27 protein-coding genes and 1 pseudogene are annotated in these 25,370 nt (G+C 65.3%); 14 read left to right on the top strand and 14 right to left on the bottom strand.

What is annotated here, in order from left to right; genetic code table 11:
* The 5 genes from ACFQ24_RS03485 to ACFQ24_RS03465 form a co-directional block, all read right to left on the bottom strand.
* Positions 1–1,179 (bottom strand): efflux RND transporter periplasmic adaptor subunit, encoded by a 1,179-nt coding sequence (locus tag ACFQ24_RS03485; RefSeq protein ID WP_004212877.1) that lies wholly within the window; start codon positions 1,177–1,179, stop codon positions 1–3.
* On the bottom strand, positions 1,179–2,456 hold the full coding sequence (locus ACFQ24_RS03480) for a TolC family protein (protein WP_013039111.1): 1,278 nt from the start codon (positions 2,454–2,456) through the stop codon (positions 1,179–1,181). Before ACFQ24_RS03480 ends, ACFQ24_RS03485 begins: the two co-directional genes overlap by 1 nt.
* A 60-nt stretch (positions 2,457–2,516) precedes the next feature.
* On the bottom strand, positions 2,517–2,813 hold the full coding sequence (locus ACFQ24_RS03475) for a hypothetical protein (RefSeq protein WP_007406840.1): 297 nt from the start codon (positions 2,811–2,813) through the stop codon (positions 2,517–2,519).
* A 73-nt stretch (positions 2,814–2,886) separates the two neighbouring features.
* Positions 2,887–4,854, bottom strand: a complete 1,968-nt coding sequence (locus ACFQ24_RS03470; protein WP_018251218.1) for a cytochrome c/FTR1 family iron permease — start codon at positions 4,852–4,854, stop codon at positions 2,887–2,889.
* The gene (locus tag ACFQ24_RS03465) at positions 4,854–5,480 is read right to left on the bottom strand and encodes a cation transporter (RefSeq protein ID WP_004212870.1); all 627 of its coding nucleotides are present in this window, start codon (positions 5,478–5,480) and stop codon (positions 4,854–4,856) included. Before ACFQ24_RS03465 ends, ACFQ24_RS03470 begins: the two co-directional genes overlap by 1 nt.
* A gap of 78 nt (positions 5,481–5,558) precedes the next feature.
* Between ACFQ24_RS03465 and ACFQ24_RS03460 the strand changes: the two genes are divergently transcribed.
* Positions 5,559–5,975, top strand: coding sequence for a MerR family transcriptional regulator (locus tag ACFQ24_RS03460; RefSeq protein ID WP_004212867.1), 417 nt, complete (start codon positions 5,559–5,561; stop codon positions 5,973–5,975).
* On the opposite strand, the gene ACFQ24_RS03455 is transcribed toward ACFQ24_RS03460, so the two are convergent.
* The 3 genes from ACFQ24_RS03455 to ACFQ24_RS03445 form a co-directional block, all read right to left on the bottom strand.
* Positions 5,969–7,171, bottom strand: coding sequence for an aspartyl protease family protein (locus ACFQ24_RS03455; RefSeq protein ID WP_081614886.1), 1,203 nt, complete (start codon positions 7,169–7,171; stop codon positions 5,969–5,971). The genes ACFQ24_RS03460 and ACFQ24_RS03455 overlap by 7 nt on opposite strands.
* 262 nt (positions 7,172–7,433) lie before the next feature.
* Entirely contained in the window at positions 7,434–7,655 is a 222-nt protein-coding gene (locus ACFQ24_RS03450) for a GDCCVxC domain-containing (seleno)protein (RefSeq protein ID WP_081609171.1), read from the bottom strand.
* On the bottom strand, positions 7,655–8,071 hold the full coding sequence (locus ACFQ24_RS03445; RefSeq protein WP_017980799.1) for a mercuric transporter MerT family protein: 417 nt from the start codon (positions 8,069–8,071) through the stop codon (positions 7,655–7,657). The genes ACFQ24_RS03450 and ACFQ24_RS03445 overlap by 1 nt, the downstream gene beginning before the upstream one ends.
* A 62-nt stretch (positions 8,072–8,133) precedes the next feature.
* Here ACFQ24_RS03445 and ACFQ24_RS03440 point away from each other — a divergent pair, with 62 nt between their 5' ends.
* On the top strand, positions 8,134–8,550 hold the full coding sequence (locus ACFQ24_RS03440; RefSeq protein WP_017980798.1) for a MerR family transcriptional regulator: 417 nt from the start codon (positions 8,134–8,136) through the stop codon (positions 8,548–8,550).
* Positions 8,551–8,623: 73 nt separating this feature from the next.
* On the opposite strand, the gene ACFQ24_RS03435 is transcribed toward ACFQ24_RS03440, so the two are convergent.
* The gene (locus ACFQ24_RS03435; RefSeq protein ID WP_017980797.1) at positions 8,624–9,871 is read right to left on the bottom strand and encodes a cytochrome P450; all 1,248 of its coding nucleotides are present in this window, start codon (positions 9,869–9,871) and stop codon (positions 8,624–8,626) included.
* 212 nt (positions 9,872–10,083) lie between these two features.
* Here ACFQ24_RS03435 and ACFQ24_RS03430 point away from each other — a divergent pair, with 212 nt between their 5' ends.
* Positions 10,084–10,605, top strand: a complete 522-nt coding sequence (locus tag ACFQ24_RS03430) for a DUF6118 family protein (RefSeq protein ID WP_017980796.1) — start codon at positions 10,084–10,086, stop codon at positions 10,603–10,605.
* A gap of 52 nt (positions 10,606–10,657) precedes the next feature.
* Here ACFQ24_RS03430 and cueR read toward each other — a convergent pair whose 3' ends face one another.
* Both cueR and ACFQ24_RS03420 read right to left on the bottom strand, forming a co-directional pair.
* Entirely contained in the window at positions 10,658–11,041 is a 384-nt protein-coding gene (gene cueR / locus ACFQ24_RS03425) for a Cu(I)-responsive transcriptional regulator (RefSeq protein ID WP_017980795.1), read from the bottom strand.
* Positions 11,038–13,395, bottom strand: coding sequence for a heavy metal translocating P-type ATPase (locus ACFQ24_RS03420; protein WP_371262954.1), 2,358 nt, complete (start codon positions 13,393–13,395; stop codon positions 11,038–11,040). Before ACFQ24_RS03420 ends, cueR begins: the two co-directional genes overlap by 4 nt.
* A 331-nt stretch (positions 13,396–13,726) precedes the next feature.
* Between ACFQ24_RS03420 and ACFQ24_RS03415 the strand changes: the two genes are divergently transcribed.
* From ACFQ24_RS03415 to ACFQ24_RS03405, 3 genes are all read left to right on the top strand, one after another.
* Complete coding sequence (locus tag ACFQ24_RS03415) at positions 13,727–15,040, top strand: hypothetical protein (RefSeq protein WP_017980793.1); 1,314 nt, start codon at positions 13,727–13,729, stop codon at positions 15,038–15,040.
* Between the two features lie 70 nt (positions 15,041–15,110).
* Positions 15,111–15,989 carry a DUF4396 domain-containing protein gene (locus ACFQ24_RS03410; protein WP_017980792.1) on the top strand — a complete coding sequence of 293 codons (879 nt, stop codon included), beginning with the start codon at positions 15,111–15,113 and terminating at the stop codon, positions 15,987–15,989.
* An 89-nt stretch (positions 15,990–16,078) separates the two neighbouring features.
* A complete protein-coding gene (locus ACFQ24_RS03405) occupies positions 16,079–16,411 on the top strand; it encodes a four-helix bundle copper-binding protein (protein WP_017980791.1) in 333 nt (110 codons plus the stop codon).
* 45 nt (positions 16,412–16,456) lie between these two features.
* Here the strand turns inward: ACFQ24_RS03405 and ACFQ24_RS03400 are convergent, their stop codons facing one another.
* Genes ACFQ24_RS03400 through ACFQ24_RS03390 form a run of 3 tightly spaced genes read right to left on the bottom strand, consistent with a single transcriptional unit; the run spans position 16,457 to position 17,877 of the window.
* On the bottom strand, positions 16,457–16,726 hold the full coding sequence (locus tag ACFQ24_RS03400; protein ID WP_017980790.1) for a flagellar biosynthetic protein FliQ: 270 nt from the start codon (positions 16,724–16,726) through the stop codon (positions 16,457–16,459).
* A gap of 52 nt (positions 16,727–16,778) precedes the next feature.
* The gene (copD, locus tag ACFQ24_RS03395) at positions 16,779–17,705 is read right to left on the bottom strand and encodes a copper homeostasis membrane protein CopD (protein ID WP_017980789.1); all 927 of its coding nucleotides are present in this window, start codon (positions 17,703–17,705) and stop codon (positions 16,779–16,781) included.
* Positions 17,706–17,709: 4 nt separating this feature from the next.
* Positions 17,710–17,877 carry a copper resistance CopC family protein gene (locus ACFQ24_RS03390; protein ID WP_380909089.1) on the bottom strand — a complete coding sequence of 56 codons (168 nt, stop codon included), beginning with the start codon at positions 17,875–17,877 and terminating at the stop codon, positions 17,710–17,712.
* 460 nt (positions 17,878–18,337) lie between these two features.
* Here ACFQ24_RS03390 and ACFQ24_RS03385 point away from each other — a divergent pair.
* From ACFQ24_RS03385 to ACFQ24_RS03350, 8 genes and pseudogenes are all read left to right on the top strand, one after another.
* Positions 18,338–18,478, top strand: a pseudogene (locus ACFQ24_RS03385) (heavy metal resistance protein); the annotation flags it as partial.
* A 10-nt stretch (positions 18,479–18,488) separates the two neighbouring features.
* Positions 18,489–19,058, top strand: a complete 570-nt coding sequence (locus tag ACFQ24_RS03380) for an RNA polymerase sigma factor (RefSeq protein ID WP_018251214.1) — start codon at positions 18,489–18,491, stop codon at positions 19,056–19,058.
* 67 nt (positions 19,059–19,125) lie between these two features.
* Positions 19,126–21,159 (top strand): copper resistance system multicopper oxidase, encoded by a 2,034-nt coding sequence (locus ACFQ24_RS03375; RefSeq protein ID WP_018251213.1) that lies wholly within the window; start codon positions 19,126–19,128, stop codon positions 21,157–21,159.
* Positions 21,156–22,448, top strand: a complete 1,293-nt coding sequence (locus tag ACFQ24_RS03370) for a copper resistance protein B (RefSeq protein ID WP_043060765.1) — start codon at positions 21,156–21,158, stop codon at positions 22,446–22,448. The genes ACFQ24_RS03375 and ACFQ24_RS03370 overlap by 4 nt, the downstream gene beginning before the upstream one ends.
* A 15-nt stretch (positions 22,449–22,463) precedes the next feature.
* The gene (locus tag ACFQ24_RS03365) at positions 22,464–23,048 is read left to right on the top strand and encodes a c-type cytochrome (protein WP_024310687.1); all 585 of its coding nucleotides are present in this window, start codon (positions 22,464–22,466) and stop codon (positions 23,046–23,048) included.
* A gap of 25 nt (positions 23,049–23,073) precedes the next feature.
* Positions 23,074–23,811 carry a PepSY domain-containing protein gene (locus ACFQ24_RS03360; RefSeq protein ID WP_017980780.1) on the top strand — a complete coding sequence of 246 codons (738 nt, stop codon included), beginning with the start codon at positions 23,074–23,076 and terminating at the stop codon, positions 23,809–23,811.
* Positions 23,812–23,971: 160 nt separating this feature from the next.
* Positions 23,972–24,337: a DUF305 domain-containing protein gene (locus ACFQ24_RS03355; RefSeq protein WP_018251211.1), complete on the top strand. Its 366-nt coding sequence runs from the start codon at positions 23,972–23,974 to the stop codon at positions 24,335–24,337.
* A 68-nt stretch (positions 24,338–24,405) separates the two neighbouring features.
* Positions 24,406–24,858, top strand: coding sequence for a DUF411 domain-containing protein (locus ACFQ24_RS03350; protein ID WP_017980778.1), 453 nt, complete (start codon positions 24,406–24,408; stop codon positions 24,856–24,858).
* Positions 24,859–25,370 lie beyond the last annotated feature (512 nt).

The raw sequence follows: 25,370 nt of genomic DNA, 5'->3' as shown, positions 1-25,370 counted from the left end.
TTAATCCTCGTGGCTCGCTTCGCCCTTGCCGATCTCGGCCTTGAGCGTGAAACTTCCGGTGGTGGCGATCTGTTCGTTGCCGGTCAGGCCCGACCGGACGATCACCGTGTCGCCCGACGCATCGCCGAGCTGGACCGGGGTCGCCTTGAAGCCGGTGGGCGTGCGCACGAACACGACCGACTTGCCCTCGAAACTCTGGACCGCCGTCGTCGGCACGCGGACCGCCCCGCTCCCGCCGCTGCCCGTGAGCTGCACGGCTGCCGTCACAGGCTCGCCGACCCGCCATTCGCCACCGCGATTGTCGAGGGTGGCGAGCGCAGGCACGAGCCGCGTCTGCGGATCAAGCGCCGGCGACACGAAGGTCACGCGGGCGGTCGCCTGACGGCCTGCCGCCTTCACCAGCACCGTATTGCCGGGACGCACCCGGCCCGCATCCTCGGGCTTGAGATTAAGCGCGATCGACACCTGGCTCAGGTTGGCGATGCGATAGAGTTCGGCATCCGCCGCGACCGTTTGTCCCAGCGTCACGGGGCGCGCAATGATCTGGCCCGAGATCGGCGCGGCAATGCCGAGCCGGTTGAGCCCGCCGCCGCCGACACCCGCCGCCGAAACCATGCTCTGCGCCTGCGTCAGGGCGATCCGCGCCTCCGTCGCCGCTGTGCGGGCGGCGATCAGATCCTGTTCAGGGGAGACTCTCTGCGCGAACAGCCGCTGTTCGCGCGCGAGGTTCGAATTAGCGAGCTGAAGCCGCGCCCGCGCCGCCTCGACCTCGCCCTTGATCTGCGCCGCCTCGCGGCTTTCGATGACCGCAATGGTCTGGCCGCGTCCGACCGATTGGCCGAGGTTACGGGTGAGCGCGACCACGCGTCCCGCAATTGCGGCCGAGACGACCTGCGTTCCCTGTGGGTCGCCCTCGATGATCGCGGGCAGCTCGATCGTCCCGGCCCCGCCGATGATCGGCCGTCCGACCTGGACGCCCGCTGTGGCGATCTGGTCGGCACCCAATGTGACGACGCCTTCACCGGCATGACCGCCTTCAGCACCGCCCTTTTCCGTGCCCGCTGCCGTCTCATTGGCAGCTGCGCCTTCGGCAGTTGCCTCGTTTCCGCCATCCTTGCCGCCGCAGGCAGCCAAGAGCAGGGCGAGCGACGCCGCGCCCGCGAGATAAAAGCTCTTCATCACTGATTCCCCCCATTGGGCGCACGAGCGGTCAGTCGCTCCACTTGCGCGCGGGCATTCTGGTAATTGGCAAGCGCGTCGATCGCGGCGACCCGCGTTTCGGCGAGCGTGCGTTCAGCATCGAGCAATTCGAGCTGGCCGAACTTGCCCTCGCGATAGCCGATCCGCGCGATGCGGGCGGCCTCCTGTGCAGCCGCCAGCGCCGGCCCCGACGCCGCACGAGCCGTCGTTGCGGCATTGGCCGCCTGCGCCTGCGCGTCCGTGATCGCCTGTTCGATGTCGAGCGCGGTCACGCGGCGCTGCGCATCCGCCTGGGTCCGCTGCGCGGTCGCCTGCGCAATCGCGGCGCGACCATTGTTGAACACCGGGATCGGGATCGACACGCTGAACACCGCCGCCATGTCGTTGGTCGCTTCCAGGCGGCGGATCGACGGCCCGACGTTCAGGTCAGGCACGCGATTGGCGCGCGCGAGCCGCACGCCGGCTTCGGCAATGGAGAAATCCGCGTTGGCTGCCGCCAGCGCGAGTGTGCCGGTCGTGTTGACCGGTGCCAACGGCCCATAGACGTTCACATCGGGAAGGCGATCGAGCAGCGTGTCATCGAGCAGGCCGTCGATCGGCCGTCCGATCCGACGCGCCAGATTGGCGCGGGCCGCCTCGGCCAAGCGAAGCTGCCGCTCCACATTGGCGTCGGCATTGATACGCGCGACATCCGCGCGCTGTTGCTCGAGTGGCGATGCCCGCCCTGCCTGCACGCGAACGCTCGCGGCCCGCAGCGCATCGCTGGCGATCCGGGCCTGATCGCGGGCTGTCATTACCCGGCGATCGGCCGCGACCGCTTCGACATAGAGCTGCGTTACCTGAAGCCGGACATCCGCCGCGATGATCGCGGCCTGGATCTCGGCCCGGGACAATTGCGCATTGGCGACCGCGACGCGGGCGCCGCGCTTGCCGCCTAGCTCGATCGGGATCGCAAAGCCGACCGTGGTTTCCGCGCTGCGGACCCCCCGATACGGCCCGGAGCCGATGACATTCTCGACTTGGCCTTGAACCACCGGATTGGGCCGCAAGCCGGCGACTGTGCGACCTGCACGGGCCGCGTCGATTCCAGCTGTCGCCGCTTCCGCAGCAGGGGCCGAACCGCCCGCTGCACTGACCGCTTGGTCAAGCGTGTAGACCGGCGCATCCTGCGCAACAGGCGCGGACGGTCCGACCTGCGCCTGCGCCATCGTGGCGCAAGACGCTGCGGCCAGCATGGCCGCGAGGATACGATTCATGAAAATAGGACTCCTGACGATGATCGACAGGGGCGCGCCAACGCACGCCCAAATCGGACGTCAGGCTTGGGGGGGCCTCAAATGGACCATGCCGGTGCGGCCGTCGAGCGACGCAGAGGCGGAGATTGTCGGCTTGGGCACTGTGAGGACGGGGGTATATTCCATCGTCGTGCGCGCAGGCGCGCCGACGTCGTGTCCGTGACAATAATTGTGATGATGCGGGACATTCTTGTCCGAGTCCGATGGCACCTGATCGATGTCACCGGCGGTATGGACCGTGAACTCAACGCCCGCGATGCTTCCCCCCGCCAGATCGGCGGCATGGGCCATGCCGGAGAAGCTGGTCAGGACCAGCATCAGGCATGTCAGGAAAGGCAAAAAGGCTCGCACTAGCTTGCCTCTATCACGGAAGGGTTTTCATGTCATTGCACTAATTCGAACCAAGGGTCACTGAGCCGGAACCCGAGCGGGATCGGTCGCGCCCGTTCCAGGCGAACCCGACCGCAATGGCGACCGCCATCAGGAGTTGCGCCAGCACCGATTGCCAAGTGGGAAACACGCCGAGCATCGACAGCCGTGGCACGTCCGCGAGCGGTGCGATGTTGATAAGGCCGGCTTCCTGGAGCGCGGCGACGCCTTTACCCGCCAGCACGACGGTCAGGACCGCCATGAGCCAGGAGCTATAGCGGAAGAACTGCGCGATCGGCAGCTTGCGACTGTAGCGAAGCATGGCCCAAGCGATCAGGCTGAGCAGTCCAATCGCCGACCCGGCCCCCGCGAGAAGCATCCCGTTGTCACCTTGCGCCGAAAGCGCGGCATAGAACAGGATCGTCTCGAAGACCTCGCGATAAACTACGACGAACGCCAGCCCGAACAGGAACCAGCCCGACCCGCCCGAGAGCGCCCGCGACATCTTCTCGCGAATATAGCGCTGCCACTGATCGGCCTGCGCCTTGCCGTGCATCCAAATCCCGACCGAGAGCAGCACGACCGCGGCGAACAGCGAGCCAAACCCTTCCGTCAGCTCCCGGCTCGCACCGCTGATCCCGATCGCATAGGTGGCGACCGCCCAGGTGATCCCGCCCGCGATGATCGCGCTGACCCAGCCGCCATGCACGTACCGCAGCGCCTCGCCGCGCTCGGCTTTACGCAGGAACGCGATCATGGCGACAACGATGAGCAGGGCTTCGAGCCCTTCACGCAGCAGGATCGTGAACGCGCCCAGGAACGTGGACGCTTCGGTGGCGGCATCAGGCGCGAGCGCCGCTTCCGCATCGTCGAAAAGGCCGCCCAGTACTGCGACCTTCTCCGCGAGATCATCGGGCGACGCGCCCCGGTCGATCGAGGCGCGGAACTCCCCCATCGCGCCCTCGATTCGACCCATCAGCGTCGCGTCGCGCGCGGTGAGTGTTGGCTCGATCGGCTCGAACCCATCGAGATAGGCCGACAGCGCCAGCTCTTTCGCCATGCGCGCATCGCCGCGCCGCGCAGCCGCCACGCTTTCGGCGAGTTTGGCGCGGGCGACCGCGAGCGAGCCGGGAGCCTGTTGTATCACCTGTTCGGGATGACGACGCAGGAACGCGAGCACGGCGTCAGCCTTGGCGTCGCCGATCGCCGCGCCGAGCGCGGCCGGGGTGAGCGCGACCAGGGTTTTCAGGTCCGGAATGCGCCGGCGAAGGGTCGGGTCGGATTTCCAAAGCCGCTCGCCTTCGCGCGCCTGCGCATCCGTGAAGGCGAAGCTCCCGGCTCGGAATGCTAACGCCCAGCGCTGATCGTTGGGCAGATCGGCGAAGCTCTGCATCGCGGTCCCGTCGATGCCTTGCGTCACCACCTGATAGAGCGCGAACACGCTGCGCTGGCGCGCGCGCTCGGCATCGGTGAAAGCAATCGGGGGCGTAGCGAGCTTGGCGGCGTCAGGGCCACGGCCGTTGCCCGTCATCCCGTGGCAGGACGCGCAGGATTGTCGGAACAGTGCATCGCTGGAGACGAGGTTCGGAGCCTTATCGGGCGCGAGCGGCACCGGGTAGGCGCGCAGCAGATCGGCCGCGAGCCCGTGCGCCAGTGTTGCCACCTGTTCAGTCGATCCCTTTTCCGCGATTACCGCTTGGAGGTTGGCGGCCCGCTGAATGAGGGCTTGGCGCTCCGGCTTCGCCGGCAGGCCTTGAAGCCGTGTCGAGACCGACGCGGCAAACTCATTCATTTCGGCGTATTCCGACGCGCTCTTGATCCGACCGTTCGCGACCGCGCCTCCATAATCGACGGCCATATAGTCGAGCAGCCGCCATGCGGTTTGCACGTCGCCGGGTTCGGCGAATGCCGCAGCAGGGATCAGCAGCGCAGCGAGCGCGGCGAGCAGCCGCAGCGAGAGCATTGCCCGGATCAAGGTGAGCAGACGCACTACCGCTCTCCCAGTTCGCGCCGAGCGCCAGTGACGATTTCATAAGCGGAGTGGAGGAACAGGAGGGCGATGAGGCCGGCGACGGCGAGGTCCGGCCAGGCGCTTCCTGTCCACGCCACCAGACCGGCCGCGGCGATCACCGCGACATTGGCGAGCGCGTCGTTGCGGCTGAACAGCCAGATCGCGCGAACATTGGCGTCCCCTTCCCGGAAACGCGCAAGCACCAAGGCGGACACGACATTGATCGCGAGCGCGACAACGCCGATTGTGCCCATCAGTTCGGCATCCGGCGCGGTTGCGTTCAGGGCGCGCCAAATCGCGAAACCGATTACGCCCACGCCAAGCGCACCGAGAAACAACCCCTGCGTCAGCGCGACCTTTGCCCTCGCCCGTGCGGACCAGGCAAGCGCGAGAAGACCGATAAGGCTGATCGACCCGTCCCCGAGAAAATCGAGGGAATCCGCTTTCAGCGCTTGGCTATCGGCGATGAACCCGCCGAACAGCTCGGCGACTCCGAAGCCGAGGTTGAGCACCACGACGGTCAGCAGCGCACGGCGATAGGCCGGATCGGTTTGCGCGCGCGCGGGCTCCCCGTGGCACCCGCAGCTTTCGGTAGAAGCATTCATGCGGCCTTCCTTACCACCTCCAGTCGCTGTAGAAGCAAGCGAAATGTGCGACACGTTCGCATAAGCAAGGATGGCATGATGAAGCCGGTGATGATTGGGCAGCTCGCCAGCGAGACCTCGACGAAGGTGACGACGATCCGCTTTTATGAGTCGATCGGGTTGCTCCGATCCGCCCCTCGCACGGCGTCGGGTCGCAGAACCTACGATGCCAGTGACATTGAGCGTTTGCACTTCATCCGCAACGGTCGCCGGCTTGGCTTCTCCGTCGACGAGATCCGTTCGTTGATGGGGCTGGCGCAGAACCCGGACCAGGATTGTGGTGCCGCCTCAGCTATCGCTGCTCAGCACCTCAAGGATGTGGAGGAGAGACTGGCGCAACTCGCGGTGTTGCGGGATGAGTTGGCAATGCTCAGCCAGAGCTGCACCAAGGCGCGCATGGCCGATTGTCGGATCATGAAGGCGATCGGCAAAGGCCACCCTCAAGCCGATCAATAATAATCGGCCAGCCTGAGCTCGCGCACATCACCCGAGGCCATCGTCAGCTTTACGAGGGTGCCAGCAGGCCGGGAGCGCACTTGCCAGAGCTCCCCACGCGTATAGTTCGCATCGATCGAATGGCCGTTCACCGCCACGATCCGGTCGCCGACCGCCCAGCCAGCCTTTTCCGCGGGACTGTTCGCCGCCACATGAACAACGGTGAGCGCCGTTGGTGAGGCTGCGAGGCCAAGGCCGCTACGGTCCTTCAGCATCGGCAGGCGACGACGAGGACCGAGTGGCCGGAGCCACACGAATCCGGCGGTCACGTCGAACACCACGTCGAATTGAGCGATCAGCGGTAGGCCGACATTGCCAACCGTGCTGGTGGAGAGCCAAGCTCTCATCCCGAGTGTGGGGACGTTCGAGACGCCAAGCCCTTCGATGTTGATGTTCTGGATCGTGAAAGCATCGTTGATACGCACACCATCGACGCCGCCGATCGCCGCGGTCGAGACGAGCTTCCCGTTCAACAGCCCTTGATCGCGGGCATAGGCCGACGAGAGCATCAGCGCGGCCGAGCTGCCAAGATCGATCATCAAGGGCACGGGAGACAGGCCCTCGACGGAGGCCCGGATGAACAGCTCCTGCTTGGCACCGCGTCCGAGCGCGACAGCGCGCCAGTCGGGGCCGGCGAGAAACGTGCCTGACTTGACGACCGCCATACGCCTGTTCGCGAAATCGAGCGCGATGCAGCTGCCCGTGAACATATCGGCACCGAGGAGAACGTCGATCGGTCGTCCGAAGGCCGCCGACACTGAACTCAGATCACCAACAACGGCAAAGGGTAAGCGACGGGTTTCGCGGGCGAGCTGTACGTCGATGTCGCGGACCAGCAGCACCGGGGCCTTGGCGCTCAGCCCGCTAATCATGCGCCGCTCACCATTGTTCAAGCCGAGCTTCGCCGCGAGCGCCGTGCTCATGATCGACGCGCCGCTGCCACTGTCGAGCACCGCCCGCGCCGGCACTCCGCGCACTTGTGCCGAAACAAGGAGGGTATCACCCGTGCCGACTTCCAGCGGCTCCCATTCGAGGTGAGCCGCGCCGAAGTTCCACGAGGCCGCAGACCGGGAAGTCTGTCGCGCGAGCGTTGGAGAACCGAGCACCAAGCCGGTTCCACAGGCCACCAACCGCGCCACTAATGAGCGTCGAGACATACCGATTGCTTCAACACGGGCCGTCAAAAAGCCACCTCCAGCCCCCCGTCCGCAGGAGAGCAAATTGCGGTTACATGCTCTAGCAACTGGAGGAGCAAGGGTTTTTGAAGCGCCCGAAATGCTATCCTGTTCAAATGCCCTCTCGAAAATGAGCAGTTGAGGCAGGTCAGGAACCGGTCGAATAAGACCGAAGTAGGCAATTTCGCTTGCGCGACCTTGGCGAGCAGGACCCCAGTTCACGAAGAAACGTGAAGCTATCGCCTCACCCGCAGCAGCCCGCCACAGTCCCGTTTGCTTTCGCTTCCTGGATCGGAGGGCATGGGACATCGCCAAATGAGCAGAACACGCAGCAGTCGCCAGCCAGGGGCCGCAGCACCACCGCGCAATGCCGGCAATCATAGAAGAATTGGCAGGCGTTGGTGGGCATCCTTTCGGTGGCCACCCCGCCGCATTTGGGACAGGTCAGGGTTGAGGTGAGCTGCATCAGGAAAGCGCGTTCATCAGCGGCGCTTCTAGGAGGTCCCAGGCGAACGCGATAAGCGTCAGAACCGTTCCAATCGCGAGCAGGATAGGTGTCGCGCGCGAGGGCAGCGGCATTGTGCAGGACCGGTCCCCAGCACAGGACCTCCGCCGCTGCGCGTAGGCCCACCACCCAGCAGCCAAGCCGATGAGGGAGGTCGCCGTTAGCGGCCACCGTAGTGGTATCAGCGCGGCGAAGTTGCTGGACAGGCCCGCCCCCAGGCCGAGCGCCGCGAGTGCGAGGGGCAGGACGCAGCATGACGCCGCAGCTAGAACAGCGGCTAAGCTCGCAAGCGCGCCGAGGGCGGATAGCCCCGTGTCGGCGCGACGTCGTGACGTTGGTGCGCCTAGGGGTTCACGCGGGATGGTCTCTTGGTTCATCTATCGCCTCTAGCGGGTTAGCCCGTTATGCATCCTGTAGTGACTACAGGAGCAAGCAATATATGCGCGTTGAGGAAAGCATCACGATCGGCGAGCTGTCTCGCCGGACTGGCGTGAATATCGAGACGATCCGGTACTTCGAGCGCGTTGGTGTTCTCGCAACGCCACCCCGCACAAGCGGCGGGCGGCGGGTATATGGGACCGGTCACGTCCGCGCACTTGGGTTCGTCCGTCGCGCGCGCGAACTCGGCTTCTCCCCGGCCGAGGTGCGCGCGATCCTGTCTCTTGGCGGTTCTGCGCAGGCGTCATGCAGTGAGGTCCGCGAGATCGCGGCTCACCATCTAGAGCGTGTGCGCGCTAAGATGGAGGATCTGGCGCAACTAGAAAGCCTGCTGGCTGCGACCATCGACCGTTGCGAAGGCGACGGGGCGGCGAGGTGCGCCGTGATCGACTTGCTGAACCAACATTCGACTGCGTAGATGTCGCATCGCACCCCGTACTCGCGCAAACGGTCGATAACGGAGCCGATCACCATCACCACGGCACGCGGCCCTAGCCACCTATGTGGACGTTGCGCATCACGAAGCCGCTTTTCGGAAGCGCTGGCAGCCTGGCGAAATCGATGCTCAGGTCTTGGTCCGGTACGTCATAGCGCATCGCGTTGACGAGGAGGTGTGCCGCCACCTTCATGATCGCGAGGACGATCCATTCGCCGGGACAGCGATGGCCGAGATAGTGATCGCCGCCGCCCTGCGGAATGAAGTTGAAGGAGTCTTCGTCCCAAGCCCTGAAACGCTCAGGGCGAAACTCCTGGGGGTCGGCCCAGGTCGCTGCGTCGTGATTGCTCCCATAAAGGTCTAGCACCACTTGACGCCCTTCCGGAAAGGCCATCCCCTCCCACTCGAAATCTTGGCTCGCGCGCGCCACCACAGCGGGAAAGAAGGGATAGAATCGGCGGACCTCTTGGACGAAGAGCTCGGCATAGTCCGGCTGCTGAACCAAGGCCGCCCTGATCCCTGAACAGGTTTGCAGCGCGTGGGCGACGAAGGTGATGTACACTGCGATCGCGACGGTCGGGCGAAGGACATTTACCAGTTCGACCGCTGCGACGTGCGGCGAAAGAAGATCGTCGTGCCGGTCGCGATGCCAGGCTATCGCGTAAGCCGCGGTCCCCGAGCCCGAGCCGATGCTCCCGGCCCGAATGCCTTCAATGATCCGCTTCGCCCATGCGTCGACGCGACGACGGGCCAGCCGTGACCAAAGATGCCTTGGGCTCGCCGAGCCGGCGGCGTCGAACAGCGCCCGCAGCTCGCCCGCGCGGTTGCCGGCTTCATCGTCCGGAAGAGGAACTCCCGCCCAAGCGCATACCGCTCGCGTCAGCGGCTCATGCAACTCGTCATAGAAGACGATCTCTCCTTTGCGCGTCCAGCCCGGCACCGCCCTGCGCCACTCGGCCTCGAACAATTGCGCCAGCGCCCGCACGCGCTCTGGTGTCATCAGGCCCATGAACATCTGCTTGCGGTGCCGATGGGTCTCGCCGTCCAGACCCTGAACGCCGCCTTGGCCCAGCAGTGTCTTCTGAATAGCGACCGGCATGGCACCTTCGCGCTCGAAGCGGGTCGTATCGTAGAAGATTTCGGCGGCCTTGGCCCCCTTAAGGCAGTTGGTCTTTTTCAGCAGGAAACGGGATTCAAAAGCGTTTGCGCCTAGGCGCTGGCACTGCCTGGAGATGAACCGATAGGGATCGGCGAGGAGAGAAAGGGTTTCGTCCGGGCCTTTCGTGTGTGGTGTCTTAGGCATGACCGGTCCGGTGATTGTTGGGTCTCCTTTGATTAACTCGGAGGAATATCACGGGTTGCAGGCTCACGACAGGTGACGAACGAGGACGATCAGGGCGGAGCAGGCGCGGCCGAGGCGTTCGAGGCCATGCGCGGCGAGCTGGCGCTGCGCCGTGGAGGGCTTGGCGGCCGAGCGCGGCGGTCGACATACCCGACCATACCGAGACGCTTGGCGTGCTCCAGCAGAACGTGAACACGGCAGGCGAGAACGTCGCGCGCATCGGCCAATTCCTGAAAGCGGCCCCGGCGCTGGCGATGACGCCGGAGCAGATGGCGCAGCGCATCGCCGCGGCGGGCAGCGCCGCCCGGCGCGAGGATCAGGCGGCGCTCGCCAAGGCGGGCGAGGACAAGGCCCGCATCATGGCCGATCTTCGCGCCATCGCCGGGTCCGCATGGACACGCGCCGACCAGAAGAATCGGCAGCTATGGTTTGCCCTGGGTGGGGTGGCGGCCGGCATCCTCGCATGGGCGATCGTGCCGGGCCTGGTCGCGCGCGAGATCGCACCGGCGAGCTGGCAATGGCCCGAGCGCATGGCGGCGCGGACGCTCGACTTGCCCCGCTGGGAAGCCGGGCAGCGTATGATCCAGAGCGCCAGTCCCACCGCGTTCCGCGCCATCGTCGGGGCCGACAGGATCGTGACGGCCAACCGCGCGGCGATCGAGGGGTGCGGCAAAGCCGCAGCGCGAAACGCGTGAAACGGTGCGACGCACGATCACGCTCAAGTGGAGTAAAAGTTAGCCGCGCAAGTTATTCAGCCAAGCGTTCGATGATCGGACAATCAGGCCGATCATCGCCATGACAGGCTTGGGCGAGCCCGGTAAGCGAGCGGCGCATGGCGTCCAAGACGCGGACCTTGCGGCCCAGTTCGGCAGCGCGGGCTTCCGCCAGCGTCTTCACTTCCGCGCTCGACCGATCGCGATCCGACCACAGCCCCAGCAGCGTGCGGATTTCCTCGATCGGGAACCCCAGGTCGCGCGCGTTGGCGATAAATCGCAGCCGATGAACGTCAGCGTCGGCGTAGTCCCGGTAGTTCCCGCGCCGTGGCGGCGCGGGCACCAAACCAATCTTTTCATAGTGGCGGATCATGCGTTGGGAGACGCCGCTGGCGTCCGACGCCGCTCCGATGTTCACAGCTTTACCGCGTTGAGCCGCAGTGCGTTCAGGACCACGGTGAAGGACGAGAGCGCCATCGCTGCACCGGCCAGCATCGGCGACAGCAGGATACCGGCAACCGGGTAAAGCACGCCGGCCGCAACCGGCACGCCGATTCCGTTGAACAAGAACGAGAAGAACAGGTTTTGGCGGATATTTCGCATCGTCGCGCGAGCGAGCTTGCGGGCGCGCACGATCGCCGAGAGATCGCCGCGCGTGAGCGTCATGCCGGCGCTTTCGATCGCCACGTCTGTTCCCGTTCCCATCGCCAAGCCGACATCCGCGGCGGCGAGCGCCGGGGCGTCGTTGATCCCATCGCCCGCCATTGCGACCCTTGCGCCGCTCGCTTTCAGCTCGCCGATGATACGCGCCTTGTCTTCCGGCAGCAGATCGGCGCGCACGTCATCAAGACCGCCCACGGCGCGCGCGACAGCATCGGCCGTCCCACGATTGTCGCCGGTGAGCATGACGACCCGCAGGCCCTCCTTGCGAAGCGCGGCAATAGCGTCGCGCGCCGATGCGCGCACCGGATCGGCGACTGCGAGCAGACCGGCGAGCGCCCCGTCGATCGCGACGAGGATGATGCCCGCGCCTTCGCCACGGTGACGATCGGCCGCGGCGTCGACCGGCTTGAGATCAGCGCCGATCCGGCTCATTTGCACCGCATTGCCAATCACGACCGAGCGGCCGCCCACCGTGGCGCTGACACCCAGCCCGGTTTGCGAGGCAAAGTCCGCGACTGTGCCGAGCTGCAATCCTCGTTCTTTGGCGGCAACGACGATTGCGTGCGCGAGCGGATGTTCGGATTGGCCTTCGACGGCCGCGGCAAGCGCGAGCATGTCGTTCTCTCCGACCGCGCTGACCGTCTCGACCGCGATCAGCTTGGGCTTGCCTTCCGTGAGCGTACCCGTCTTGTCGATGACAAGGGTATCGACCTTTTCCAGCCCCTGTAAGGCTTCCGCGTTCTTCACCAGCACGCCGGCCTGAGCGCCGCGTCCCGTGCCGACCATGATCGACATGGGCGTGGCGAGCCCGAGCGCGCACGGGCAGGCGATCACCAGCACTGCGATGGCGTTAAGCAGGGCATGGCCCATGCGCGGCTCAGGGCCGACCAGCGACCAAGTGATGAAGGTCGCAATCGAGATCAGCACGACGAGCGGCACGAACCATCCTGAAACCCGATCGGCGACCGCCTGTATCGGGGCGCGGCTTCGCTGCGCTTCCGCGACCATGCGGACGATACGCGCGAGCATCGTGTCCGAACCAACCGCGCGGGCTTCCATCACCAGGCTGCCCGTCCCGTTGACGGTGCCCCCGGTAACGATCGCCTCGACTTCCTTGAGGACCGGCGCGGGTTCGCCGGTGAGCATGGCTTCGTCGACCGACGAACGACCCTCGACCACGACGCCATCGACCGGGATGGCTTCACCGGGGCGGACCCGCAGCCGGTCACCGGTTGCCACGTCGGCAAGCCCGACTTCTTCTTCAGAACCGTCAGGCTGCAAGCGTCGCGCCGTCTTGGGGGCGAGATCCATGAGAGCGCGGATCGCGCGCCCTGTCGCCGCCCTAGCGCGCAGTTCGAGCACTTGCCCGAGCAGCACCAGTGTCACCACGACGCCGGCCGCCTCGTAATAGACGGGAACCATGCTCCCATGCGTGCGGAAGGTCGCTGGGAAGATGCCCGGCGCGAGCGTCGCGACCACGCTATAGAGGAAGGCGGCACCTACGCCGATCGCGATCAGTGTGAACATATTGAGATGGCGGGTACGAAGCGATGTCCACCCCCGCTCGAAAAACGGCCAGCCCGCCCACAGCACGATCGGCGCGGTGAGTGCGAGCTGGACCCAAGGCGAGGCCGCAGGGCTAACCACATGCAGGCCTAACATTTCCGCGAACATCGAGACGACGAGCAGCGGGATCGTGAGCGCGCCCGCCACCCACAGTCGGCGCGTGAAGTCGACCAGCTCAGGGTTGGGAGTATCGTCGAGCGACGGTTCTTCGGGTTCGAGCGCCATGCCGCAGATTGGGCAAGTTCCCGGCCCTTCCTGGCGAATTTGCGGGTGCATCGGGCACGTCCACATCGCCCCCGGCGTCGCCATCGGCTCCGGTTTCGGCTTATCGCTCAGATAGGCGTCAGGATTGGCGACAAACTTGCTCCGGCACCCTGCGCTACAGAAATGATAGGCATGACCAGCGTGCTCGGCATGGTGTGTCGTTTTTGCGGGATCGACCGTCATGCCGCACACCGCGTCGATCACTGCTGCTGCGGCATCGTTGTCCTTACTGCCCGAGCAGCAGCCGCCCGCTTCGGTGTGATGATGTTCGTGCTCGATCTTTGCGGGAGCGGCCGAGCCGCCCCCGCAACAGGATGAGGGCGTGGAGACCGATTCAGGCGCAGGCTTCGAACAGCCGCAACGCCCGGCTTGGGAATGGTAATGAGGGTCGTTCATGGCAAGACTCCTTCGACCCGAGAGCATGTAGGGTATGACACCGTGTTAGGGTCAAGGCCCTGTCGGCACCGCTGGCGTGTATGTTGAATCTACGCGCGGGAGCGGCGTTGCCCTCATATTGCGGGGGCCAGCTCTACACCCTCGACGCCATAAGGGCCGCAGCTTAGGTCTATTACTAGCTCGCCAAACGCGGGCCGGGGGCAATCGGGGACATATGGCAGCGCAGATCGACAGTCTTTCTACTGGCACCGACCATGACGGCCTGGTGCGCCGCTTAATTGCCCGCTGGCGTGACGATCAGGGCGCGACCTATCGGAGCTGGTTTCTTTGGGACGAGCGGTTGAAGAACTTCCGATCAATCCGGCGCGGCATCACCCAGGTTGTCGGCGAGATCGAGCGCGGCACGTTCGGCGTCGCCTACCGCGGATCGTCGCTCGAAACCGTCGTCCATTCCGTCGCCGAGCAGCGGCAAATCTTCAAGGGCGCGGACCATGCGTTCCTCTGGAAGCCGAAGCTCCGCATCCCCGACATTTACGAGAGCCCCGACAATCAGCGCGCGTTCGGCCGCTTGCTCGACGCCTGTTCCTGTTGCGACACGGCCGAGGAGATCATCAGCCATATCCACGCGATCGACCGTTTGAAGATCAAGGGGCTGGGTCCGGCGGTCGCCAACCTCCTCTACTTCCTTCACCCGACGCTGGTGCCGCCCTTCAACACCGCAATCGTTAAGGGCTACAACGCGCTGACGGGGGCGAATGTGAAGCTCGGGAGCTGGGAGCATTTTCTGGCGATGCGGACCGGCATCCTCGATCTCAACGACCGCTTCCGCGAGCTGCTATCGAATGATTTAGGCGCGATCGGCGGTCTGTTGTTCGACATCGGCTCCGATCGCTATCCGGCTCCGCCCCTCGACGTGAGCGGCGCGACGCTGGCGAGCTGGGGGCAGCGGCTTGAGGCGGCGCGCGAGGAAGCGCGCACGCTCAGCAAGGCCGCTCAGCGCGAGGGCGAGAACGAGCGCACCCATACCGAAATCCAGGCATGGCTTCGCGATCTAGGGTTGGCGCTCGGCTATGACGTATGGATCGCCGCGAACGACCGCAGCCGCGCCTTCGACGGATCACCCTTGGGCGCAGGATGCCTTGAGCGCCTGCCCGACACGATCGCGACGTCGAAGGGCGCTGACTCGATCCGGCTGATCGACGTGCTGTGGCTTGAGAAGGCCGGCGATCATGTCGCCGCGGCGTTCGAGGTGGAGCATTCGACCTCGATCTATTCGGGCATCGTCAGGATGCTCGACCTGGCCTTGAGCGGTGGCGACCTTCACGCGACCGCGGGGCTGTTCCTTGTCGCGCCCGACGCGCGCGAGACGGACGTTCGCGCGCAGTTGCAGCGGCCCGCGTTCAGCCGCGTAGCCGACCTCGACATATCCTACCTGCCCTATGGCGAGCTGGAGAAGAACCGGGAGGCCATCGCGCGGTTCGGATCGGGACTGAAAGCGATCAAGGCCGTTTCCAGCAAGCTCGCCTAGCCCGCTCCGCGCAAGGGATGATCCGGAGAGCCGCGTATCCTCTAGCATGTAGAGGAGTGCTGCCGTGACGATGCCATCCCCGGCCCCCTGGCTCGACGCCGTGCTGATCGGGTGGTTCGTGCTGACCGCCCTTTCGGTCGCTTACGTCGCGTGGGATGCCTTCACCCGCAACCCCGAGCTGCGCGTGATGAAATGGGGGTGGCTGTTGGTCACGCTCTATGGTGGCCCGATCATGGCCGCGGCCTATGTCCTGTCCTGCCAGGAGCCGGCGAACGAGCGGCACGAGGATTTCGTTCGACCGCTCTGGAAGCAGGCGTTCGGCTCGGCCATCCATTGCATGGCGGGCGATGCAACCGGCGTCATCGCCGCAGCCGCGATCACCACGGCGCTCGGCCTGCCGATGTGGCAGGACGTGATCGCGGAATATGTGTTCGGCTTCGCGTTCGGACTGCTGATTTTCCAGGCGCTTTTCATGCGCGACATGGCGGGCGGTTCCTATTGGGGCGCGCTTCGCATGTCGTTCATCCCCGAATGGCTGTCGATGAATGCCGTCATGGCCGGCATGATCCCGACGATGGTGGTGTTGATGAGCCGCGACATGGCCGCGATGCACGCCAGCTCGCTCCGCTTTTGGGGCGTCATGTCGCTGGCGACACTCGTCGGGTTCGCAGTCGCCTATCCGATCAACCTTTGGCTGGTTGGCGTGCGCTTGAAGCACGGCATGGGCACGGTGCGCGCGCTGGGGCATGGCGGACACGAAGTCGGCGCGGACCGGCAATCGGCCACGCCGATGCCGGACATGGGACACGACGCAATGGCAGGGATGAGCGGCATGGCGGCCGGCGCGCGCGTGACCGGACCTCAGATCGCCGCGATGACAGTGTTGACGCTCATCATGCTTGGCGCGGGCATCATCGTTGCGACGCTGTTCGGTCGGTGGGCCATGTAACTTGCCGCGAACGACGGAGATCGCGGCAAGGGGTGATCGCGCGGCGCGCGTATCTAGGAACAGGCGGGGGCTCATACGGAGATAATGCGATGCACCAGATCGACCCCGGCATGAAGGCGTGCATGGACGCCTGCCACGAATGCCATGTGACCTGTCTTCACATGGCGATGAACCATTGCCTCGAAATGGGCGGCCAGCACGCCGCGCCCGAGCATATGAAGATCATGGCCGACTGCGCGCAAATTTGCGCGGTTGCGATCGACTTCATGGCGCGCAAGTCCGCCCACCATCAGCATATCTGCCGCGAGTGTGCCGAGATCTGCCGGGCTTGCGCAGCGAGCTGCGAGGCCCTGGGCGGCATGGAGGATTGCGTGGCAGCGTGCCGGAAGTGCGCCGATTCCTGCGATCGGATGGCGGCATAGCGGGGCTTGCGCGGGCGGTCGCCCGCCCGCGCAGCTATCTGCATATCAACGGCCCATGCTCGCGATCACAGCGAACAGCTCGGCCGTGAACTTGGTCAGGAGCTCGGTCGCTGCGCTCCCGAAAATCACCAAACATACGCCTAGCGCGATCAGCTTAGGCACGAAGCTCAGCGTCTGTTCGCTAATCGACGTCGCCGCCTGGATGATGCTGATTATCAGCCCGACGATCATCATCGGCACGAGCAGCACCACGCAGATCAGGCCGGCCACGGCCAGCATCCTCCCCGTCTCGTCGAGCAGGATCGACTGATCCATCAGGCGCGGCCCCGTGAACGGCCGGGGACCGCGAGGGCTCCCCGGCCGCGCATCACATCGCCGATGCAGGCGGCGCGAGCGTCCCGAGCCAGGCGATCAGCCCGAGAACCGCGATGACACAGGCGGTTTCGATCGCCAGACTTGTCCGCAGCGCGCCGAGGGCGCCCTTGTGATCGTCCGCTGCGATCGACCGCTCGAATGCCGGCGTGAGCCGGAAGCGGTTGAGCGAGGCGAGCCCTAGCATGGCGACGAACAGCGCCAGCTTTGCGATCAGGAGCTGACCATAGAGCGTCGCAGGAAGCGTGGCGAGGTTGCCGATCCCGACCAGCATCCAGCCGTTGACCAGGCCGGTGACGAGGATCGTGCCGACCACAACCGTCCCGATCGCGCCGAACCCGTGCAGCGCGCGGTGCGTCAGCCCCAGATGCGCCGCGTCTACGCGCGCCGCGGGTCGGGAGACGAGCAGGAGCAGCCCCAGTAGTGCGCCAACCCAAGCGCCCGAGGCGATCAGATGGAGAATGTCGACGATGAGGTGGACCCAGCCCATCACGGCTTCGTCCATCGCGCCGTGTCCGGTCCACGCCAGCGTTGCGAGTGCCACGGCCGAGCAGAGCGCGACGATGCTCAGCCAGATGCCGCGCCCGCCCGCGACCAGCGCTGCCAGCGCCGCGAGGGCCACCATGACCATGCGCAGCTTCCATGCTGCTCCGATCGCAGAGCCGGTGAGCAGCGCGCCGACTGCTTCACGGTCGATCGGCCAGGCCGGCGTTCCGGCCATTGAGGAGGCCATCAGCACGACCCAGGCGCCTGAAAACAACAGGCTCAGGCCAGCGCTGGCGATGAACCAGGGACGCAGCGCGAGCGCGTCGCCGCGCTCGCGCGCCCGCAGCCCATAAAGGCTGAATGCGGCAAGGCCGAACAGCGCAGCCAGCGTCACGTAGAGCGCGAAGCGGACGCCGATAAGCGACCAGTCCCCCATCGCCTCACTTCACCGCGAAGACGTAGGTTCCTGCGACCTTGTGGGTGTCGGTCGAGACGACATTCCACGCGACGCTATACCGACCCGATGGGAGCGGCGATTTCGGGGTGATGACGAGGGTCCGGCCATCGGACGAGAGCGCGGAGGCGCTGGCCATCTTCATGGCTGCCATGCCGGGCATCGCTNACCGTCGCATTGGCGGCCGGCGATGCCGACACCAGCTTAGGATGGGCGTTCGCCGTTCCGGCGAACATGACGAGAGCGGCAGCAGCAGTCAGAACGGATAGGCGGCGCATAGGGGGCCTTTCGACAGGAGGGTTCCTGTCCTTCATTACGCGCCCCGATCGACCACCCCTCACGGATGGATTTGAGGGATGGGCGCGTCGCTTGCGTAATCCATGCTAGAGGGGTGGAGTGAACGACATGGACCTCGACGCAGTATTGATGAGGCTGGCGCAAGCACCCGTGCCCGCGAGCCTTGATGGCATGGAAGATCGCGTGCTGGCGCGGGTCGCCGCACGTCCAGCGGCGCGCGCCGGCTTAGGCGTTGGGGCAATGACGATCGCTGCGGCGCTCGTCATGGGCATCTTCGGTGCCGGTGTGCCCGCGAAGGAAGCCAGCGCGGCTTCGCCGACCAGAGCCACGCCGTCATGGGCGAGCTCCAGAAAGCGACGCTGGCGCACATCTTCGCCATGCGCCAGCTCTTGCGGCCCAATCAGACCGGCCAGTTCGATCAGGCCGTGGTGAAGGCGCTCACCGACGACGCACGTTGAGGTTCGGCGCGTGAGCCTCGACTGGACCACGCTTACGGACGGCGAGCTGGCGACCCTCAGCATCGCCGGGCGCGAAGCCGCCTTCGCCGAGATCATGCGCCGCCATCGGCAGTCAATCTTCCGCATGGTGCGCGCGTGCGTCGGCGAGGCCGACGAGGCGCTGGACCTTCTGCAGGAGACCTTCGTCGCGGCGCATCAGGCCCTGCCCCGCTACGACGGCGATCGATCGATGCGCGCGTGGCTATCGACGATCGCGATCAACAAGTGCCGCGATTGGGGGCGCAAGCGCACCGTGCGGCGCTTTCTGGCGTTCGCCGCACCGATCGGCCCGGAAGCCGAAGCCATTGCAGACGACCAGGTGGCGATCGACGACGCGACGGGCGACCGACAGGAACTCGACCGCGTGACGCGCGCCATTGCGGGCTTGCCGACCGCATTGAAGGAATCCTTGGTGCTGCGCACGATCGAGGGGTTGAGCCAGGCTGAAACCGCGGCAGTGTTGTCGATCAGCGAAAAGGCGGTAGAAACCCGCCTCTATCGCGCGCGATCGAAGTTGCTGGAGCGATTGGGCGGGCGCTGAGGGATAGCGCCCTGAGCTGCGTATCAAGGCTAGAGGGACACTCCCGTTCGAGAGCCTTGAGGACCGTATGAGCCGCACTATCGATCGCCGCCAGATGCTTCGCGGCGCCGCCCTTGCTGGCGGTGGCATGGCGCTGACCGCCTATATGCCCGCGTGGGCGCAGCCTGTCTCGGGCGGGATCGTCAAACCGCTGCCGACCGTCTCGGGCACTGACATCGCGCTGACGATCGACAGTTTCAGACTTCCCGTCGACGGCAAGTCGACGCCCGCAATCGGCGTCAACGGCACGGTGCCGGCCCCTCTCATTCGCTTGAAGGAGGGGCAAAAGGTCCGCCTCTCCGTCACCAACAATCTCGACGAGGACAGTTCGATCCACTGGCATGGGCTGCTCGTGCCGTTCGCGATGGACGGCGTGCCCGGCATCAGCTTCCCCGGCATCAAGGCGCGCTCGACCTTCATCTACGAGTTCCCGATCATCCAGTCGGGCACCTACTGGTATCACAGCCATTCCGGCGAGCAGGAGCAGGGCGGACTTTACGGGCCGATCGTGATCGACCCGGCCGGTGCCGATCCGATCGCGTTCGACCGCGAGCATGTGATCGTGCTGTCCGACCACAGCCAGATGACCGGCGAGCAGATTTTCCGGAAGCTGAAGCAGATGGGCGGCGCCTATTTCAACTATCAGCGGCCGACCCTCGCGGGCTTGCTCGCGGGTCGGGAAATGCCGCTCAAGGACCGGATCGAGTGGGGAAAGATGCGAATGGACCCCGCCGACATCGCCGACGTCACCGGCTCGACCTATACCTTCCTGGTCAACGGCTACGGACCGTATGACAACTGGACGGGGCTGTTCAAGCCGGGCGAGCGGGTCCGCTTGCGGATCATCAACGCCGCGGCGCAGACCAACTTCAACGTCCGCATCCCCGACCTGCCGATGACCGTCGTGCAGGCCGATGGGCAGAATGTCCGTCCGGTGAAGATCGACGAGTTCCAGATCGGCGTTGCCGAGACGTTCGACGTGATCGTGACGCCCGAGGACCGGGCCTACAGCTTCGTCTCCGAGGCTATCGATCGCTCCGGCATGGGCCGGGCGACGCTCGCCCCGCGTGAGGGGATGGTCGCCCCGGTCCCGCCGCTTCGTCCGCGCACGCTGCTGACCATGACCGATATGGGCATGGACATGGGGAGCATGGGCGGGATGCAGGGCATGTCCGGCATGAAGGACGAGAGCCCGGTCGCCACGCGCGGGCCGGACCCCACCTTGATGCAGAACGCCTCGCGCAATCTTTGGAAGCTGACGGGCTGGAAGGGGCCGACCGATCACGGGACGGTCGCGGCAGGCGCAGCGATGGCGGGCATGTCCGGCATGTCGGGCATGGACCACAGCCAGATGGGCGGCGCTGTAATGCCCGGGATGGACCATAGCCAAATGGCAGCGGGCGGTGCTGGCATGGCCGGCATGGACCATAGTGCCATGTCGGGCGGATCGGGCCAGGCTGGCGGCATGGCCGGGATGGACCACGGGTCGGGTGGCGGCATGAACATGAACATGCGCGACCCGAAGAATGCGCCGGGCGTGAAGATGGGGCCGGGCGTGCAGACCATCTCCCCGATGCCGAAGGACCGTAGCGGTGAACCGCCCCAGGGTCTGGAGGGCCTGGATCACCGCGTCCTCACCTATCGCGACCTCGTTTCGCTCGCGCCCAACCCCGACGTGCGCGCGCCGTCGCGTCAGTTCGAGATCCATCTGACCGGTAACATGGAGCGCTACATGTGGGGCTTCGACGGGCAGAAGCTGAGCGATCCCGCCGACCCCATCCCGTTCCGCAAAGGCGAGCGGGCGCGGGTGACGTTGGTCAACGATACGATGATGCCGCACCCCATCCATCTCCACGGCCATTTCTTCGAGCTGGTGACGGGGCACGGCAATCATGCGCCGCGCAAGCACACCGTCAACGTGCCGCCTGGAGGCAAGATGACCTTTGATCTGACCGCCGATGCACCCGGCGATTGGGCGTTCCACTGTCACAATCTCTACCACATGACCGCAGGCATGATGCGCGTCGTCACCGTTCGCCCGTTCGCGGGAGAGGCGGCATGAACCGGCTGACCGCGGCGCTCGCCGCCGCCACCATGCTCGGCATCGCCGGTCCTGTCGCCGCTCAGTCGATGCAGGGCATGGATCATTCGGCAATGCCGGGCATGACCATGCCGATGCCTGCGAAAAAGAAGCCGGTGGTGAAGCCCACGGCCAAAGGCAAGCCGGCCAAGACTAGGTCAGCTCCTGCGAGGCGACCATCAGCTTCGACGACGAAACGCCGCGCCGCGCCAACGGCCGGCATGAATGGTATGGATCACGGGACCATGCCGGGCATGGATCACTCGTCTATGCCCGGCATGGACCATGCGGCTCCGCAGGGCTCACAGCAGGGCATGGAAGCCATGCCGGGGATGCAGATGCCCGGAAACGGCCAAACGGTCCCTCAGGGCTCCCAGCAGCCGATGCAGGGCATGGACCATTCGGCGATGCCGGGGATGACCATGCCAGCCGACCAGCACAGCGGCCACGACATGCAGGGCATGTCGGGAATGGCCGGAATGCCAGGCATGGCGGCCGATGGGGTGCAGCAGACTGGCACCGCGCTTCCCGCAGGAAACGCCCCCGCCCCGCCCCTGCCGACCGACCATGCGGCCGACAGCGTTTACGGCGCGGACGCGATGGCGATGGGTCGCCATCACCTTCAGCAGCATCACGGCGGTCAAAACTTCAGCCAGGTGCTATTGAACCTCGCTGAGTATCAATTCCGCAACGGTCGTGACGGCTATCGCTGGGATGGCGAGGCGTGGTTCGGGGGTGACATCAACCGCCTCTTCATCAAGTCTGAGGGCGAGGGAGCCTTCCGCGAGGGCATCGAGAGCGCCGAGGTGCAGGCGCTCTATAGCCGGACCATTGGCCCTTATTTCAATCTACAAGCGGGTGTCCGCCAGGATTTGGGGCCGTCCCCGAAACGCACCTATGCGACCGTCGGGCTGGAGGGGCTGGCACCGGGCTTCTTCGAGCTAGAGGGCGCGGTATTCCTGTCCAACAAGGGCGACCTGCTAGGGCGGCTTGAGGGCTATTACGACCAGCGCATCACCCAGCGGCTGATCCTGCAACCGCGCGCCGAGCTCAATTTCGCTGCGCAGGACGTGCCGGAAAACCGGATCGGATCGGGCCTATCCAACGCCGAGCTTGGATTGCGGCTGCGTTATGAGATCCGGCGCGAGTTCGCCCCCTATGTCGGCGTGTCATGGGATCGCCGCTTCGGCGACACCGCCCGCTACGCGCGCGCCGATGGGGATCGCGCAACGTCCAAGAGCATCGTCGCCGGCGTTCGTGTCTGGTTCTGATCGATGGAGGAACAGATGGCTCAAGACGGCAGGCGCTCGATAAGGCAGCACTTCCCGAGCCTGCCGTTCGTAGGCGCCCTGGCGATCGTCCTGGCGCTGGGCGCAGCCGCGTTTATCTACCTTGGCGTGTATAACATCGCGGCCGACGAACCGCACACGCCGGCGGTCTATTCAATGCTCGAACGCCTGCGCGATCGGTCGATTGAGGCACGCGCGCGCGGCATAACACCCCCGGCCGATCTGGCATCGGCGCAGCGCGTGTCAGTCGGCGCGGGCCTTTACGGAGAAATGTGTTCCGGTTGCCATCTCGGCCCCGGCGTCGAGAAATCCGAGATGAGCCAGGGCCTCTATCCACAGGCGCCGGAACTCGCGCGCGCTCAAGATCTCACCCCCGCCCAGCAATTCTGGATCATCAAGCACGGGGTGAAGCTCAGCGCCATGCCGGCATGGGGCAAGACGCATCCCGACCCCCTAATTTGGAATATGGTCGCGTTCGTCCGCAAGCTCCCCGGCATGACGCCCGAACAGTATAAGGCACTGGTCGCGAGCGCCCCGGCCGATCACGACGAGATGATGAAGGACATGCCGGGTATGAAGTGACCCCGGCGACGAGGTTGAGGGAGGAGTGGTTCTGAAAAGCGCGAAACTGAGGCTGCATCTACTCGCGAGCCGCACGCACAAATGGCTCGCGATCATCATCGGCGCGCAGCTCCTGCTATGGTTCGCAAGCGGCGCCCTGATGAGCTTCCTGCCGATCGATCGGGTGCATGGCGATCACCTCGTTGACCGCAAAGCCGCGGCGCCCCTTCCCCGCGGCAGCACGTTCGCCCCACCATCGGCGATCGTAGGCGCAGCAGATGCGCCCATCGAGGCCATCACCTATCGCATGTGGCTTGGCCGCCCGGTCGCCGAGGTCGCGACAGCCAAGGGAACGCGCCTGTTCGACGCCGCGACGGGCCAAGCGCTGCCAGCACCAACGGCTCGTGAGGCCGAGGAGATCGCGCGTTTGGCATGGCGTGGCGGTGCTCGACCAGCGGCGAAGGTAGAGCGGATCGAGCGCGCCAGCCCCGAATATCGCGGCACGCTCCCCGCCTGGCGCGTCGCGTTCGCCGACCTCGATTCCACCCGCGTCTTTGTCGCGGCCGACACCGGTCGGATCTCGGCTGTCCGAACCGGCACTTGGCGGCTCTACGACTTCTTCTGGGGCCTTCACATCATGGATTGGACGAATCACGAGAACTTCAACACGCCCTGGCTGCTCGCCTTCGCGATCGGTGGGCTTGCGCTTTGGTTAGGGGGGGCAGTGCTTCTCTACATGCGATGGCCCAAAACGCGGCGTCGCAACATCGTGATCGAGGCATAATATACGCGGCTCAGGAGCGTAGCCCTCGGAAATAAAGTCCTGTTTCCTGACAATTTCTCGCGCGTTCTAGCACCCCGGGTGAGGGATAGCCGCCTCGCACGCGTAGAAGTCTTAGAACCCAGGGAGATCAATAATGCGCTTCGCACCAACATTCGCAGCTTTGGCGCTGCTCGCCACGCCCGCCCTCGCGCAGCAGAGCGGCGGAATGCAGGGCATGAACCACGGTCAGATGGCCGGCATGAACCACGACGACATGGCGGGCATGATGGCCGGCAATCCCTACGGCCAGGCCGAGATGGACATGCATCAGAAGATGATGGCGGCCAAGCAGGGCGACGCGGCCGAAATGTGGACGCGCAAGATGATCGAGCATCACCGAGGCGCCATCGCCATGTCGCGCGTTGCGGTGCGTGACGCGCGCGACGCCGAGACCAAGCGCATGGCGCAGATGACGATCACGAAACAGGAAAAGGATATTGCCGAGCTGCAGGCGTGGCTCAGCAAGCACGGCAAGCGCCCGCAATAAGGGAGCGCTGCCCCGCCCTGTCGATCCCCCTACCCCCCGGCAGGGCGGGGATTTCCTTTTAGGAGCTGATGATGAAGAATGGTGTTCGTGGCGCCGTCGCCGCCTTGCTAATGACCATCCCAGCGGTCGCATCGGCCGCGGCCGACATCGCCATGCACCGCGATCCGGGTTGCGGCTGTTGCGAGAAATGGGCGGCGCAGGTGCGTCAGCAGTTCGGCCGCAAGGTCCAGATCATCGACGATGATCGCCGTGAGGTGCTGCAGCGTAAGATCGGCCTGCCCGCTGACCTCGCGTCCTGCCATACCGCGATCATCGACGGCATGGCGTTTGAGGGACATGTCCCGATCGCGGACATGAAGCGCGCGCTGGCCCAGCATCCTAAAGGCGTGCGCGGCTTGGCCGTGGCCGGAATGCCGATGGGCTCACCGGGCATGGAGGTGCCCGGCATGAGAACCCAGCCCTATGACGTCATTGCGTTCGGTGCCGCTGGCCGGCGTGTCTTTGCTAGCCACGGCGCCTAAACGACAGGTTGTCTTGTGAGCGGCAAATCTTCCCCGGCGCTTCATGCCGGCACTACGGCACCCGGCAAACCACCCGTATTGACCTCGGCGTTGACAATTGGGATAGTATCCGGGTGTTGAAAGCTCGTCTTTCTCTCTTGCTTCTTGTTGGAGCGTTGCTTGGCCTTTTGGGCCAAGGAATTGCGTATGCGGCCGGCCCATCGCTCTCACCCAAGATGGCGATGAGCCATGTCACCCCATCCCGCATGGATTGCGCGGGTATGGCGACCCCGGATCCGTCATCGGAACACCCATGCAAAGGACTGACGCTGGCGTGTATCGCCCAAATGGGATGCGTTGTTCCCATGACGTTTGAGGAGCCGGCAAGAGTGCTGAAGCGCTCGATCGCATCTCAAATCGTTATCTGGCCTGCCAGCCGGGCACTTGCCGGCCTCAACGTCGCTCCCGAGCCCGAACCGCCTACCGTTTGATCGAGTCAAGCCGTGTCAGGCTGCAGCCGTTCGCCGGTTGCG

The sequence above is a fragment of the Sphingobium olei genome (assembly GCF_042678845.1).
In the GTDB taxonomy this organism is placed as follows: Bacteria; Pseudomonadota; Alphaproteobacteria; order Sphingomonadales; family Sphingomonadaceae; genus Sphingobium; species Sphingobium olei.
The sequence above is the reverse complement of the archived record's forward strand: the minus strand, read 5'-3'. Positions and strand labels throughout refer to the sequence as shown.